Below are 14,371 nucleotides of genomic sequence, written 5' to 3' on the forward strand. Positions count from 1 at the left end.
GACGCGACCGAGACGCGGGCCGGGACCGTGGAGCTGCGCATTCCAAAGCTGCGCAAGGGGAGAGCTACTTCCCGTCATTCCTGGCACTGCGGCGGATGGCGGAGAAAGCCCTCACCGCCGTGATCCAGGAGGCCTACATTCAGGGTATCTCGACGCGCTCCGTCGATGATCTCGTCAAGGCGCTCGGCATGAGCGGGATCTCCAAGAGCCAGGTCAGCCGGCTCTGCGAGGAGATCGATGAGCGGGTGAAAGCCTTCCTCGAACGCCCGATCGAGGGAGACTGGCCGTATCTGTGGATCGACGCCACCTATGTGAAGGTTCGTGCGCAAGGCCGGGAATTTGGCCGGATCGTCTCCGTTGCCGTGACTGTCGCCGTGGGCGTCAACAGCGATGGTCGCCGGGAGGTGCTGGGCATGGATATCGGCCCATCGGAGGCCGAGACCTTCTGGACCGGGTTCCTGCGCAAGCTCACGAGGCGCGGCCTGCGTGGCGTCAAGCTCGTGGTCTCCGATGCCCACGAAGGCATCAAGGCCGCCGTCTCGAAGGTGCTGACGGCTACATGGCAAAGGTGCCGCGTGCGCGAGTTGGCCGGCTCCGATGCCGAGGTCATGGCCATGGGCGAGCCGCTTCTGGCGATCCTCAACACCATGCTGAAAGAGTTCGCACGATTGACCAAACAGGTGCTCGACATTGTACGGCATGAGCAAGTCTGCCGGCGCCTGATGAGTGCACCCGGTGTCGGGCCGATAATGGCGCTGGCGTTCCGCGCCACCATCGATCGACCGGAGCGGTTCGCCTCCTCACAGGCGGTCGGGCCTCATCTCGGTTTGACGCCGGCACGGTACCAATCGGGCGAGACAGATATCCTGGGCAGGATCAGCCGCTGTGGCGACGAACTTGCCCGCACCGCTCTCTATGAGGCTGCACATTCGCTGCTTGTACGTTCGAAGAAATGGTCGAGCCTCAGGGCATGGGGCATGAACATCGCGAAACGCTGCGGCATGGCGCGTGCCCGTGTCGCTGTGGCCCGCAAACTGGCCGTCATCCTGCATCGCATGTGGGCGGACGCGACCGAATTCCGCTTCGGAAAGGCGCCTGCAGCCGTAACAGTTTGATCACCAACAATCCAACAGAGGATGCAGCAGACGCACGTGATCTGAATACAGCTTTCGCCCAAAGAGGCGATACCCGGATCGTTCCTCGGGGACGATGGGCGAGGTGATCTCGTTGAGAACCCAGAACCTGCAGAACCACGGTTCGCAAGGTCGTGCAACAGATCGAGACGCCACGCTCTACTGACCCCATGATGCGGCGGTTGTACGCCGATCGCAAAGAGAAGCGAGTACCTCGCGGAACGACCCGAGAAAAAAACGCAGGAGCAGCTTGACCACAAATACCCCAATCAAAGAAAACTCTTAAGTTGGGTGATGCGGTCGCGCGGTTTCGTAAACTGAGCGTCGTGCTGCGGCGCGGATTATCAATATTTGCCACCTGCGCCTTTCGCTAATGCTGCAACGTCACTCATCTTCATCGTCATCGTGATCTCCAGCCCTGCGCCTGCTCCTGCCGCTCGCCTTATTCTTCTGCACGAGCCGGCGCGCCTTTTTTATGGCCGGGCGCCAGCCCTTCGTGCCGGATTGCTCCAGCGCTACGATGTCGAGATCATCAATGACAAGAAGGTAGTCTTCTGGAAGGTCGTCGGTCTCGGGGATATCCCGATAAACGAAGAAGGTCGTCATGCTTTTGCAATCGAGAGCGGTATGGTCGCGAAGCTTCTTCCCATTGCCGTCATCGTCCGTGACCACTGGTCGCGTGGATACGATCACGAGCGAAGTTTGCGGATCATCGACAACGAGCCTCGGCTCGTCATCCTCCCATCCGATATCAGCTATGGCGGATTTCAGGGGCATGCGGGAGCCGAGCAGCCGCGCATCGACGAGCACGACCGGGCCGTCCTGGGGCTTCTCCAGCCCCATCACCGCCACACGCACCCCCGCGGGCAAAAGTCTCGCCCTGCCTTCGCCGTCTTTGCCGATTTCGAGCATGTCTCCCGGTGCGACGGAGCCGAATTCCCGCTCATCCATACCCTTCACGTCCTGCGTGAACTCTTGATAGCGGCTGATCTCGAGGTAGTATCGGCTAACTCGGGCGTAGGCCTGTATGCCGTTCGAACACCCTGATAGTGTGATACGGAGTGCGCCGATATAGGCGATGAAGATCGCCCAGTCGGCATCGTCGCGCATCATGCCAGTAGTCACGTAGAAAATTGCTACCGCGAGAATTCCGGCAACACCGACCTGGGTAACGAGCATGATCTCGCTGGTGACGCGTCGGCGTCCCATATACGCCGCTGCGATATCGACGGCACTCTGCATTAGTTCATACGGCTGCAATGCGGGATCAGGGCTGAGGTTGCGGGCTTCATCCTTGAACGCGGCCTGGGCCTTTTCGCGCATCCGCGTGAAACGCACCGCCCGCAAGGTCAAAGGGTAGAGAAGCAGCGACCATACGGCGATGCCCCCGAGCAGTATCGCCGTCAGAAACGGATCGATCCAGATCAGGAGCCAGGCAGCCCCGAGGGCGCCGACAATCGGAACAAATGAGTTTAGTAGGCCTATCACTGCAATCGTAGACCTCTTACACCCGTTTGCAACAGAAGAAAGACCGGATTCGGCCACCAAGCGGCTCGCACCCGCAGCGCGAGAGTCCGGCAGGCGGGTCGAGATCCGCGCGATCGCATCGAGGCGCACCGCCAACCATGCGCGCGTTACTGCCAGCGTAATTGCGCGAGAAAGAAAGAGAAACAACACACTCCCGCTGAAAAGAAGGGCTGCTGACACAGTCACCAGCGCAAGAAGGCGAACATCTTGTCGCGGCAACGATTCGTAGGCGATCAAGGGGAAAGTGACAGGTGTATTCGTTTGAAGCAGTTGGGCATACCAGTAGATGATGAACAATGCCGCCGCCTGTCCTGCAAGGTAGAGGCCACCGATGAACAATCCAGTCAGAAGCTTTTTCCGCTGCGACTCGGTCACGGATCGTAGAAGACTCAGGATAGTTGACGTATAATTGCGACCACTGGTCAGGAATATTGAAGCAGCCCCGGCCAGGCCTTCGCTCCTGCGGCGCGCCTTGCGCAGCTTTCTCGTGTGTCTGTCTTCAGTGCGCATGGGTATGAACTTCGTTTCACCTTCGACTGACGCAAATTCAAGTGGTTCTCAGATCGCGTTGTGATGTTTTGTGCCGGCGCACTTTTCACGCCGTATTCGCCAACGCATCGCATTTTTTGAGAAGGCATAGCCGAAGCGGTGTAGGAATAAGGCGCTTATCATACTACCGGCCAGCCATTGCAGCGGGCTCAACGTATCGAGATAGCTGGTGCTGGGGCGTATCTCGGACTGCTCGTTGAAACGCATTCGGTTGCCTTCGAGATTATGGTGCTCATGCTTGTGGTAGTTCAACTGCGCCGCCTCGAATTCGTCCCCGATTGCATGCATGATTCGTTTTACTTCAGCTTTTGGGTCAACTACGAAATCCTCGTAGTATGTCCGAATGAAACTATCTTCTCTACACGCCATCAGTCGATCAATTTTTCGATATAGCTTCCACCACTTGTAGAATCCAATGTAGTAGCTTCGACCCTTGCGGGCGCCGCTATACCCTACGGCCCGCGGATCGCGATACAAGCCAACGACAAAGACATCGAAATCAGGGCACTTCATGAGCCGCTCGAGCCGTTCAGGGCTCTTCGTGCTTTCGACATAGATGTGCTTGCCCGAGACTTCGAGGACCGCCTGGACGAATATTCGGTTGGCCACCGGGTCCCCGGATTCGATCTTCTCACCGGAGATGATGCCTTGCGCTTCTAGCTTTGTGCGAACGGCGTTCCAGAACTTGCAATCGCCGACCCTCGCACCGCAGGTGCAGGGCCTCTTCGACACATTGGAAAATAGGCGTGTCAGAGCCTTCTGCTTGATCTCACCAACGGAAACCAACCTGGAATGCGAGCCGAGTATCAAATCGAGCAGCGTCGAGCCGCTGTGGCCCCTGCCGGCGATATAGACCACCTTGATCTTTTTCGTCATTGGGAAATCCTGAAAGTCGTTGGCAACGACCACCTGAACCTTGCCACCCGGGAAGTTCCGAACGGCTGGACAGTCCGTGTGGTGCTCCAAGGCTGGGTGTGGCATAGCGCGGATTCTTCGCTGGTACAACGGTGTACAGAAGTGCGCACCTGGTGCACCCTTCTATATGTATAGAAATTATTATATATAAATATTACTCATATAATATAATTTGCGCTCTGAGCAACCAATGATGCCCCTAAATTGCCTCGTAAGTTTTCGACAGTGCTCAAAAATGGTCTTGGTAATTCCACCTGGGAACGATCAGCGACAGTATCGATTGGAACTGGGGTGTGAATGTCAGGGCCTCTCTGGGTTTCATGCCTCGAAAACACCAGTCTGGAGAAGTCGATTGGTCCGGGCGTATTTCGAAATGCGGTGATGGGATAATGCGAAGTTTGCTGTTCGAGGCGAAGAATACATTGATCGCTTGAGCGCAGAATTTATTCCAGGGCTGTTCAACGCTGAGATTGGGTAATTTGATTTTGGCGTGACGCGCGGTGAATTTTGGGGATTCCCTCGCCGCATTTTGTCTGAATCTATGAGGGGCAACCATCATTTTGGAGGGTTGCCCGATGGCAAGCACGCTGTTGTCACTGTTTTCCCAGGTTTCTGACCCCTGGCGTGGTCAAGGGAAGATATATCCGTTGGCCCCGATCCTTTTGTTCACGGTGTTGGCGATGCTGGCCGGTGCACGGTCATATCGTCACGTTCACGGCTTCATCCAGACCCATCTGGACCGGCTGAACAGCGGGTTTGGTGTGTCGCTTCCCCGTGCTCCTGCTTATTCCTCGGTCCGTTTCATCCTGCATGGACTTGATGCGGACGAGATTGAGCGCGTGTTCCGCGAACATGCCTCCGGTCTTGCCGAGGCCCCGGTTGAAGGCGCCGGCATGCCTTCGGCGGTGGCCATCGATGGCAAGACCCTGCGTGGCAGCTTCGATGCGTTCCACGACCGCAAGGCCGCGCATGTGTTGAGCGCCTTTGCCATCGACGGGCAGATCATCCTTGGTCACATGGCAATCGCCGAGAAAAGCAACGAGATCCCCGCCGCACAGGCCATGATCAAAGCGTTGGGCCTGACCGCGCGTTTGTTCACCCTCGATGCCATGCAGTGCCAAAAAAACATTCGAGGTTGCTCATGAGACTGGAAACTATCTCCTGGTCCAGCTGAAGGCGAACCAGTCGGTCGTGTCGCGAAGGTGGTGGAAATTTGAAGGCGGCGTAATCTCCGGGTGATTCAACCCACCCAACCGGCGGCAGCAACCGCCAGGGAGATCACGCCATGGACCAGACTACAGACACGACCACGCCAGCGCTACTGTGCAGCGACGCCGGCTACGATCCCATCGAGGATCGGCTTCGGCAGAACATCCGCGCTACGATCGAGGCGCTGTTCGAGGAAGAGCTTGCAGCCGTCATCGGGCGCTGCCGCTATGACCGCGGCGGCGGCTTGAAGAAGGGCTATCGGCACGGCCATCGCGACCGCCAGCTCGTCGGCACCTTCGGAACCGAAACGGTCAGCGTGCCGCGCGCGCGGATCGAGAACGAAGAGGGCAAGATCACGGAATGGCGATCACGGGCGCTGCCGCGTTATCAGCGTCTGACGAAGAAGGCCGAGGCCCTGATCGCCTCGGTCTATCTGGCCGGCACGAACACGCGGCGGGTCAAGCGCGCGCTGTTCGGCCTGTTTCAGGGGGCGGTCGGCAAGGATGTCGTCAGCCGGGCCTGGCGCAAGGTGAAGGTCGACTGGGACGCGTGGTGCGCACGCAGCCTCGCCGATGAGGACATCGTCCGTCTGATCCTGGACGGCACCGTCATCAAGACCCGTCTGGACCGCAAGGCCACGAACATCTCGGTGCTGGCGGCAATCGGCGTGCGCCGCGACGGGCAGAAGGTGTTGCTCGCCATCAAGAACACGGGCGGCGAAAGCAAGGCGGCATAGGGCGGGTTCCTCGGGCGGGTTCCTCGCCGATCTCGATGCGCGTGGCCTGAAGCGACCGGACTTCGTCATTGTCGATGGCGCTCCCGGGCTGGAAGCCGCCCTCATTGCGCTCTGGGGCGAAGAGCTGCCGATCCAGCGGTGCACGGTGCACAAGCACCGCAACCTTCTCGGCCATGCCCCGAAGCGCATGCACGACGAGCTGACCGAGGACTACCGCGACATGATCTACGCCGACACCGCTGCCGAGATCGAAATCCGGCGCAAGGCGTTCCTGCGCAAATGGCGCCTGAAATGCCGTGCGATCACCGACAGCCTCGAGGAAGCCGGGGATAGGCTCTTTGCCTTCACCTGCCTCGATCCGTCCCAGTGGAAGTCGGCACGAACGACAAACGCGATCGAGCGGCTCAACGAGGAATTCCGCCGCCGGATCAAGACGCAGACCGTGCTGCCCTGCGCCGAAACCGTGCCGATGCTGCTCTGGGCACTGCTCGCCTCCGGTCAGATCCAGCTGCGCAAGGTCGATGGATGGCAGACGCTTTCTCAACCGATCGAACCGATCAAGCTTGCCCTCGCCGCCTGAGAAGCGGAACCTTCACATGCCCGGAACTCGTCGCCAGGGAATTTCCACCAGATCCGAGATACGACCCGCCCGTACCATCGCAGCCGACAACCTGCCCTCCGACACCGCGTTCTCGCGCACCAAGGGAAGGTCACGTCAGGAAGATCGGGCTGTTGAGATCTTTCCCGTCGGTGATGCCCTGGCCGGAACCGAGTGGCAGCCATTCATCAAGACCGTGATCCGTATCACCCGCAGCACGTTGCTGTACTCGGCCGCCACCGGCCTGTGGCATCAACGCCAGGAGACCGCCTTCTACGTCTCTTCCGCCGCCGATTACCCAGCGACGGAATGGGCCGCCGCGATCCGAGGTCATTGGGGAATCGAAAACCGAAATCATTATGTCCGCGATGTCTCCTGCAACGAGGATCAAAGCCGGATCCGGGATAATCCCGGCATCATGGCGCGCGCCCGAAGCTTCGCCCGCAACATCCTGCGCAAAAACAACATCACAAATGTGGCGCACGCACTCTGGTGTGGCGCTCTCAGCCTCGATCATATCCTCGCTTACAAAGAAATCTGATTAGCGTTGAACAGCCCTGGAATTTCTCCGCGCTAAAAAGGTGGCCTGTCCGTCTTGCTGGCAGACGAGGCTTCGATAAAAACAGCCATGGCAACCGCGCGGATAATCGCCTTACTGATGCTCAGATTGCGGAAGAACGAAACCGAGTTCACCTGGACCAGGAAGGCCGTTGCCTGACCTGAATTCCCACCTCGGCTGGCGGGGAGCGAGGTCCCGAAGGGGCGGAGGTTGGTCGATCTCGCTTTTCGGATTGACAAAGCTGCCATCAGAGAACCGGCCCGCAGCATGTGAAAGCCGCACTTATGAGGCCTGAAACATGACGACCGCACTCGACACTCGCTCAGACAGGCAAAAAAATCCTTGCATCTAAGAGAGCATCCAGACGTGCGCGCCTCTCAAGACTGCGGTTCGCGGCCTCTGGATAGATTGCCGGAATTAAGATAGAGAACAGCCAGATCGCAGCGCAAAGCATCCATAGTCCTGCACTTGCGGAGCAGATGCTATGAGTTCGCCCTGATTTCTGGCTTATCGATGCCCGGCTTTTGAGAGGACCTTACTCCCATGCGCATCACGATGATCGGTTCGGGTTATGTCGGACTCGTTTCAGGTGCCTGTTTCGCCGATTTCGGGCATGAAGTGGTCTGTGTCGACAAGGATGAGCGCAAGATTGCCATGCTGCAGGCGGGCGAGATGCCGATCTACGAGCCGGGGCTCGCGGAGCTCGTGGCACGCAATGTCGCCCAGAAACGGCTTTCCTTCACCACCGAACTCGCGCCCGCCGTGGCGCAGGCCGAAGCGGTCTTCATCGGCGTGGGCACGCCCTCGCGCCGGGGCGACGGCCATGCCGATCTGACCTATGTCTACGCCGCCGCCCGCGAGATCGCCCATGCGATGGAGGGTTTTACGGTGATCGTGACCAAATCCACCGTACCCGTCGGCACCGGCGACGAGGTCGAGCGCATCATCCGCGAGGAGCGTCCGGATGCGGATTTCGCGGTGGTCTCCAACCCGGAATTCCTGCGTGAAGGCGCCGCGATCAGCGATTTCAAGCGGCCCGACCGCATCGTCATCGGCATCGAGGATGAGCGCGCCCGCGAACCAATGATCCAGGCCTATCGCCCGCTGCATCTCAACCATTCGCCGATGCTCTTCACCGGGCGGCGCACGGCCGAGCTGACGAAATATGCCGGCAACGCCTTTCTCGCCACCAAGATCACCTTCATCAACGAGATCGCGGATCTGTGCGAGAAGGTCGGCGCGAATGTCCAGGATGTCGCCCGCGGCATCGGCCTCGATAACCGCATCGGCTCGAAATTCCTGCATGCCGGTCCCGGCTTCGGCGGTTCCTGCTTCCCCAAGGATACGCTGGCCCTGATCAAGACCGCGCAGGACAATGACGCGCCGATCCGCATCGTCGAGACGGTCGCGGCGGTCAACGATACGCGCAAACGCGCCATGGGCCGCAAGGTCGTCAAGGCCTGCGGCGGCGACGTCCACGGCAAGCGTATTGCCATTCTCGGCCTGACCTTCAAGCCCAATACCGACGACATGCGCGATTCGCCCGCCATCGCCATCATCCGCACGCTTCAGGATATGGGCGCACGGGTGACGGCCTACGATCCTGAAGGGATCGAACAGGCAAGACAGGTGCTTGATGATGTCACTTACGCCGACGATCCCTATTCCTGCACCGAGGGCGCCGATGCGCTCGTCATCGTCACCGAATGGGACGCCTTCCGTGCCCTCGATCTCGGGCGCATGAAGGCGCTCATGAAGGCGCCGGTCCTGGTCGATCTGCGCAATATCTACCGCGCCGACGACGTCGCGGCGCTCGGTTTCAGCTATACGAGCGTGGGAAGATGATGCGTATCAAGCGGATCATCGGCTTGCAGGGACGCAGGACGTATTCGGATTGTGTAACCATGAACCGGCGACATGACGACTGACGCAGCTCACCACATCGCTGTCCTCGTACCCTCGTTGCGCGGTGGCGGGGCGGAGCGCGTGGCTGTGGACTTGTCGAATCACTTCGCCATGTGCGGCGCGCGTGTGGATCTGCTCCTAGTCAGGAACGAAGGTCCGTATGCCGGCGCGTTGCGCAAAGAAGTCAACATCGTGGATTTCGACAAAGACCGGGCTACGCGCTGTTTGCTCCCTCTCCGCCGCTATCTGCGCGCAGAACGTCCTCAGGTGATGCTCTCCTTCCTCAACCACATCAATATCCTCGCGGTCATCGCGAAGCGGCTGTCGCGCGTGGATACGCGCCTCATCGTCAGCGAGCGCAACAGCCTCGTGCGCTTCCGCGAAGGCGGTCTCAACCGGGTCCTGCGAAGCCTCACGGCGCTTTTCTACCCGATGGCTGACGGTATTGTCGCCGTTTCACAGGAGATGAAACTGGAACTCAGCCGGGATCTGGGCCTGCCGGACAAACGAATCGTCGCTATACCGAACCCGGTGGATACCGAGATGATTGCCGGGTTGTCGCGCCACGTGCCCTCGCATCCCTGGCTTCATGATCGGGAGAAACCCGTTATACTCGCGATGGGAAGGCTCGTCGCGCAGAAGAACTTTCCGGTCCTGCTGCGGGCATTCCATCGCGTTTGGCGGTCTCACGGGGCGAAACTGCTGGTTCTTGGCGAAGGGCCGCTAAGGGCGAAACTCGAGAGCCAGGTGGTGGATCTGGGCATCCGTGATCATGTCGATCTGGTAGGCTTTCAGGACAATCCATTCGGCTGGATGGCAGCTTCCGACGTTTTCGTATCTGCTTCGCGATATGAAGGATTTCCAAATGCACTCGTCCAGGCCATGGCATGCGGGTTGCCGGTCGTTAGTACCGACTGCCCTACAGGCCCCCGTGAAATCCTTGAGGATGGGCGTTGGGGTCGGCTCGTTCCGGTCAATGACGCCGAGGCGCTCGCCAGCGCCATTATCAAAACTCTCGACGATCCCACCCCACCGGATGTTCGCACTCGTGTCAAAGCGTATCAGCCGGATCAAATTTTCAGGCAATACGCACAGATTTTGCAAATTCCCGATGAGCAGCTGAGATACACTGCATGATTGGGTGACGCTTTGAATATCCTCCACATCATAAGTAGCCTGGATGACGGCGGTGCAGAAGGCACATTATACCGCCTCTGCACGCACGATCTCGACAACACGCACGTGGTTGTGTCATTAATGGATCTTGGCAAATACGGCCCCCTGCTGACGCAGGCCGGCATCTCCGTGATCAGCCTTGATATGCCGCGCGGGCGAATGAATGTAGCTGGATTGCGTAGGCTCTGGCAATGCATCCGGGATAGGCGCCCCGATGTGGTCCAAACTTGGATGTATCATTCTGATCTCATCGGCGGTGTTATCGCCCGTATCGCCGGATGCCGGCATGTTTTCTGGGGCATTCGCCACACGCAACTGATTCCCGGCGAAAGTGCGCGCGCAACGATATGGGTCGCACGTCTATGCGCCAAGCTCTCGCGCATCGTACCCGAGCGGATTATCTGCTGTGCCGAGACAGCTCTGGAGGTGCATGGCGCACTTGGCTACGATCGCGAGCGGATGCACATCATAGCCAACGGCTATGATGTCTCGCGCTTCGCGCCCAACCCTGTCGCCGCCAGATCGGTGCGAGCCGAACTGGGTCTCGCGGAAGGGGAGCTTCTGATCGGCCATGTTGCGCGGTATAACCCGCAGAAGGACCACGAGACGCTTCTCGTTGCGCTCGCCCAATTACGGAAAGAGGAACGCTGCCCGAGTTGCCTGCTAGTGGGCACCGGCATTGATCAGAATAACCCCTCCCTCATTGCGCGCATTGAAGAATTGGGTTTGACAGACCGCATACACCTCCTCGGGCGGCGCGAGGATATTCCGGCCATCATGAATGCGATTGACGTTCATGTAATGTCGTCGTCGTTCGGCGAAGCCTTTCCGAATGTGCTCGCGGAAGCAATGGCCTGCAAGACGCCTTGTGTCGCAACGGATGTCGGCGATGCCGCTGCAATTCTGGGCGATACCGGCCTGATTGTGCCTTCCCGCGAACCTATAGCCTTGGCAAGGGCGATCGCGCAACTCCTGGACGAACACGGTTCTACCGCTTGGGAATCGCGGTGCGCTGCTGCACGGCAGCGTATTGCTACCTCATTCTCGATAGATGCAATGGTCACGGCTTATGATTCCGCTTGGCGCAAGACCAAACCCGCCCTGAGCGACTAGTACTACAGTTGGTGCGCCGGGAGACCGGCAAGGAGTAGACGGTGGAAGTCCGTTACGATGAAGGAATAGCGAGCCACATCGGCCCCGAGCCGTGCGCAGGCCTCCGCGAGGATGTCAGCGAAGCGTCGGGGGATGTCCCGGTCGCTGTTGAATTTTTGAAGTTGGCGGCGTTGCCCGCCTTGAGCGGTTAAGCTCGGGGTGTCGAATCCTTTCAGGAGAGCAACGCCATGAAGAAAGATAGCACATTGCCGGCGGCTCCGGTTGCCGGAGCTGTGGATGAAGCCCTGACGGAAGTTCAGCAGAGCTTCGAGAGACTGTGTCTTGCCGCCGGCATCAAGGCGCTGGGCGCCATGATGGAGGCCGACGTTGAAGCGGCCTGCGGTCCGCGTCACGAGCGGGTGGAGAAGCGCACGGCCAATCGCTGGGGATCGACCCGTGGCGCAATCGGGTTCCACGGCGGGAAGGTCGGCGTCGAGCGCCCTCGGGTCCGTGGCGTCGATGGTCGTGGGGTGGCGCTCCCGAGCTGGGATCGTGCGACATCGGAGGACTGGCTCGGTCGTTGGGCGATGAACCTGATGCTGATCAACGTCTCGACGCGGCGTTTTGGCCGTGCGGTTCGCCTGCCGGAGGGCGATGTGCCGGCGGGGCATGGCAGCGGCGTATCGAAATCCGCAGCGTCGCGGCGCTTCGTGGCCCTCTCCTCGGAGAAACTCGACGCGTTCATGAACGCTGATTTATCCGAACTGGATCTTCTGGTCATCCAGATCGACGGACTGCATGTCAGCACAGACCTCGTGCTGCTCGCCGCCATCGGCATCGACGCCAATGGCGACAAGCATCCGCTCGCTCTCGTCGAGGGTGCGACGGAGAACACCGCGACCGTCCAGGCGCTGCTGGATAACCTCGTCGAGCGAGGGCTCGATCCCGCCGTCGCACGGCTGTTGATTTCCGTCGAGAAGTGAGCCGGTATTTCCATCGAGAGTTGACCCGGTTTAAGGTTATGTTCTGAGGGTCAGACGGGCGTCAAGTTATGGTTCGGCTCCTTCCCATTTCGGGCTGCGGCTGCTGAGCTTGTTTTGAAGCGGAAGCTGTCGTTGCCGGTTTCGAGGATGTGGCAGCGGTGTGTCAGGCGATCGAGCAGGGCGGTCGTCATTTTGGCGTCGAGGAAGACCGTCGCCCATTCGCTGAAGCCGAGATTTGTCATGATCACGATGCTTGTGCGCTCATGGAGTTTGCTCAGGAGATGGAAGAGCATCGCGCCGCCGGAGGCGCTGAACGGCAGGTAGCCGAGTTCGTCGAGGATCACGAGATCAAGGCGGGTGAGGCTTTCGGCGATCTGACCGGCCTTGCCCTTTGCCTTTTCCTGTTCGAGGGCATTGACGAGCTCGATGGTCGAGAAGAAGCGGACCTTTCGCCGGTGATGCTCGATGGCCTGGATGCCAAGGGCCGTCGCGACATGATCTTGTACCGAGAGCCAAGCAGTTTTTTCACGCTCCGGCTCTCGGCGCCCGGCTGGCTCGCCGCGATGCGCGCAACCCGTTCGGAACGTGGTACCGCTCGGCGATGATGGCCTTTGCATCCGCCACGGATATCTCGAGGCCGTCGACGTCGCGCAGGACATAGGGGCGGCCATCGCGAAGCACGCTGTAGATCCTGTTCGCGAGGCGATTGGCAACGGCGCATAGAGCTTGTTTGTGATGATGCCCCTTGGTGGTCATCAGGCGCCAATATGTCTCGGCGAGCTTTGGGTCGATCTTTCGAGCCGTGTCGGCGGCGAGCATGAGCGCGCGCTTGATGCGATCGTTCCCACTCGCCGTGATCTTCTGCCCGGGACGCTCTGCACCGCCGCTGTCAGCTCGTCGGGGAAAGAGACCGCAGAAGCCCCGTAGGTGGCGCTCCGATCGGAACCTCCCGGCATCGTGGATGACGCCGGCGAGAACGGGCGCGAGGCGCTGGCCGACGCCGGGGATGGTGCGCAGGACATCGTCTGGCTGCAGCTCGGAATACAGCCTCTCGATGCGTCTCTCAAGAGTGCCGAGCAGCTCAATCTTGCGCAGCACCAACTCGATTTCCACAGCGACCTCCATCTGCAACTCGACGAAGTCGACGTGGTGGCGGTGCAGCTTGCGAGCCTGTCTGGCGGCGTCTCGGATTCCGTCGACGAGCGCATCGACGAAGGGGCCGGAGTGCGGTTGATTGCCACTCGCGTGCTCGGCGATGAAGCGAGCGAGGGTACTCTTACGGGCGCGGAGCACCCGATCCGGGTCGAGCCAGTGCTGGAGTACGGCCAGCGAAAGGCGGGTACGCAGGTCGGGGAGCACACGCTCGAGAACGGGAGAGGCCCACCGGACGAGATCCATGAGCCGGCGCTTGCTGGCGGCCACCTCATCCTGAAGCCGACCGCGCTGCTTTGTGAGCCGTTGCAGGGCATGGCTTTTCGGCGACGGCACATGAACAGGGTCGAGCCGAGGGCCGCCGAAGGAGGGGATGGCGGCGAGCACGTGTGCGTCGGCGAGATCAGTCTTGGCGTGCTCGGAAAGATACCGCCGCAGCGCCTTCACCCTCTTGCCCTTCACGCGGGCGACCTCGACGCCGGCGTCGCCCAGGCGGTGGGCGACGGGGAACCAGCTCATCCCTGTCGGCTCCATGATCGCCTGCACGGCGGTGCCGGTATGCACGTCCGCCGATACGGAGGCGACGAATGCATCAAGCGAGGGCGCGTCGTGGCGGAAGCGGATAGGCCGGCCGACGGGCTTTCCATTTTCGAAGATTTGGGCGACATGGTCGCCACGGATCGCAAGGTCTATTCCGACGGTTCTATGCATCTTGTTCAGGGCTCCCTAGTTTGGAACCGATCGCCGCCGGCACAGTCAGGTGGGTCATTCGTGGCAGCGCCCGCGAAGGCGCTCAACAATCGTGTTACACTTGCCCGTCGGCGCGGCTGGGTCGGG

The 14,371-nt window shown here is 60.1% G+C and carries 9 protein-coding genes and 4 pseudogenes; 9 read left to right on the top strand and 4 right to left on the bottom strand.

Annotation, left to right across the window (positions count from 1 at the left end):
• Positions 1-9: 9 nt before the first annotated feature.
• Positions 10-1,115 (top strand): annotated as a pseudogene (locus GA0071312_RS19120) (IS256 family transposase); the annotation flags it as partial.
• A 402-nt stretch (positions 1,116-1,517) separates the two neighbouring features.
• Here GA0071312_RS19120 and GA0071312_RS04510 read toward each other — a convergent pair.
• The gene (locus GA0071312_RS04510) at positions 1,518-3,170 is read right to left on the bottom strand and encodes a 6TM ABC transporter family protein (protein ID WP_131817706.1); all 1,653 of its coding nucleotides are present in this window, start codon (positions 3,168-3,170) and stop codon (positions 1,518-1,520) included.
• 48 nt (positions 3,171-3,218) lie between these two features.
• Positions 3,219-4,085, bottom strand: coding sequence for a sulfotransferase (locus tag GA0071312_RS04515; RefSeq protein WP_165603951.1), 867 nt, complete (start codon positions 4,083-4,085; stop codon positions 3,219-3,221).
• Between the two features lie 332 nt (positions 4,086-4,417).
• On the opposite strand from GA0071312_RS04515, the gene GA0071312_RS04520 reads away from it, so the two are divergent.
• The 8 genes and pseudogenes from GA0071312_RS04520 to GA0071312_RS04560 form a co-directional block, all read left to right on the top strand.
• Positions 4,418-4,558: a transposase gene (locus GA0071312_RS04520; RefSeq protein WP_083204306.1), complete on the top strand. Its 141-nt coding sequence runs from the start codon at positions 4,418-4,420 to the stop codon at positions 4,556-4,558.
• 141 nt (positions 4,559-4,699) lie between these two features.
• Positions 4,700-5,269: an ISAs1 family transposase gene (locus GA0071312_RS04525; protein WP_074443767.1), complete on the top strand. Its 570-nt coding sequence runs from the start codon at positions 4,700-4,702 to the stop codon at positions 5,267-5,269.
• Between the two features lie 140 nt (positions 5,270-5,409).
• Positions 5,410-6,649 (top strand): annotated as a pseudogene (locus GA0071312_RS04530) (IS256 family transposase).
• A 16-nt stretch (positions 6,650-6,665) separates the two neighbouring features.
• On the top strand, positions 6,666-7,208 hold the full coding sequence (locus tag GA0071312_RS04535; RefSeq protein WP_074443768.1) for an ISAs1 family transposase: 543 nt from the start codon (positions 6,666-6,668) through the stop codon (positions 7,206-7,208).
• Between the two features lie 561 nt (positions 7,209-7,769).
• A complete protein-coding gene (locus GA0071312_RS04545) occupies positions 7,770-9,071 on the top strand; it encodes a UDP-glucose dehydrogenase family protein (protein WP_074443770.1) in 1,302 nt (433 codons plus the stop codon).
• 72 nt (positions 9,072-9,143) lie between these two features.
• The gene (locus GA0071312_RS04550) at positions 9,144-10,268 is read left to right on the top strand and encodes a glycosyltransferase (protein ID WP_074443771.1); all 1,125 of its coding nucleotides are present in this window, start codon (positions 9,144-9,146) and stop codon (positions 10,266-10,268) included.
• Positions 10,269-10,280: 12 nt separating this feature from the next.
• On the top strand, positions 10,281-11,420 hold the full coding sequence (locus tag GA0071312_RS04555) for a glycosyltransferase family 4 protein (protein ID WP_074444219.1): 1,140 nt from the start codon (positions 10,281-10,283) through the stop codon (positions 11,418-11,420).
• Positions 11,421-11,647: 227 nt separating this feature from the next.
• A pseudogene (locus GA0071312_RS04560) lies at positions 11,648-12,367 on the top strand (transposase); the annotation flags it as partial.
• 65 nt (positions 12,368-12,432) lie between these two features.
• On the opposite strand, the pseudogene GA0071312_RS04565 reads toward GA0071312_RS04560, so the two are convergent.
• Both GA0071312_RS04565 and GA0071312_RS04570 read right to left on the bottom strand, forming a co-directional pair.
• A pseudogene (locus GA0071312_RS04565) lies at positions 12,433-12,879 on the bottom strand (ATP-binding protein); the annotation flags it as partial.
• Positions 12,880-12,907: 28 nt separating this feature from the next.
• Positions 12,908-14,245 carry an IS110 family RNA-guided transposase gene (locus tag GA0071312_RS04570; protein WP_074443772.1) on the bottom strand — a complete coding sequence of 446 codons (1,338 nt, stop codon included), beginning with the start codon at positions 14,243-14,245 and terminating at the stop codon, positions 12,908-12,910.
• Positions 14,246-14,371 lie beyond the last annotated feature (126 nt).

The sequence above is a fragment of the Saliniramus fredricksonii genome (assembly GCF_900094735.1).
Classification (GTDB): Bacteria; Pseudomonadota; Alphaproteobacteria; order Rhizobiales; family Beijerinckiaceae; genus Saliniramus; species Saliniramus fredricksonii.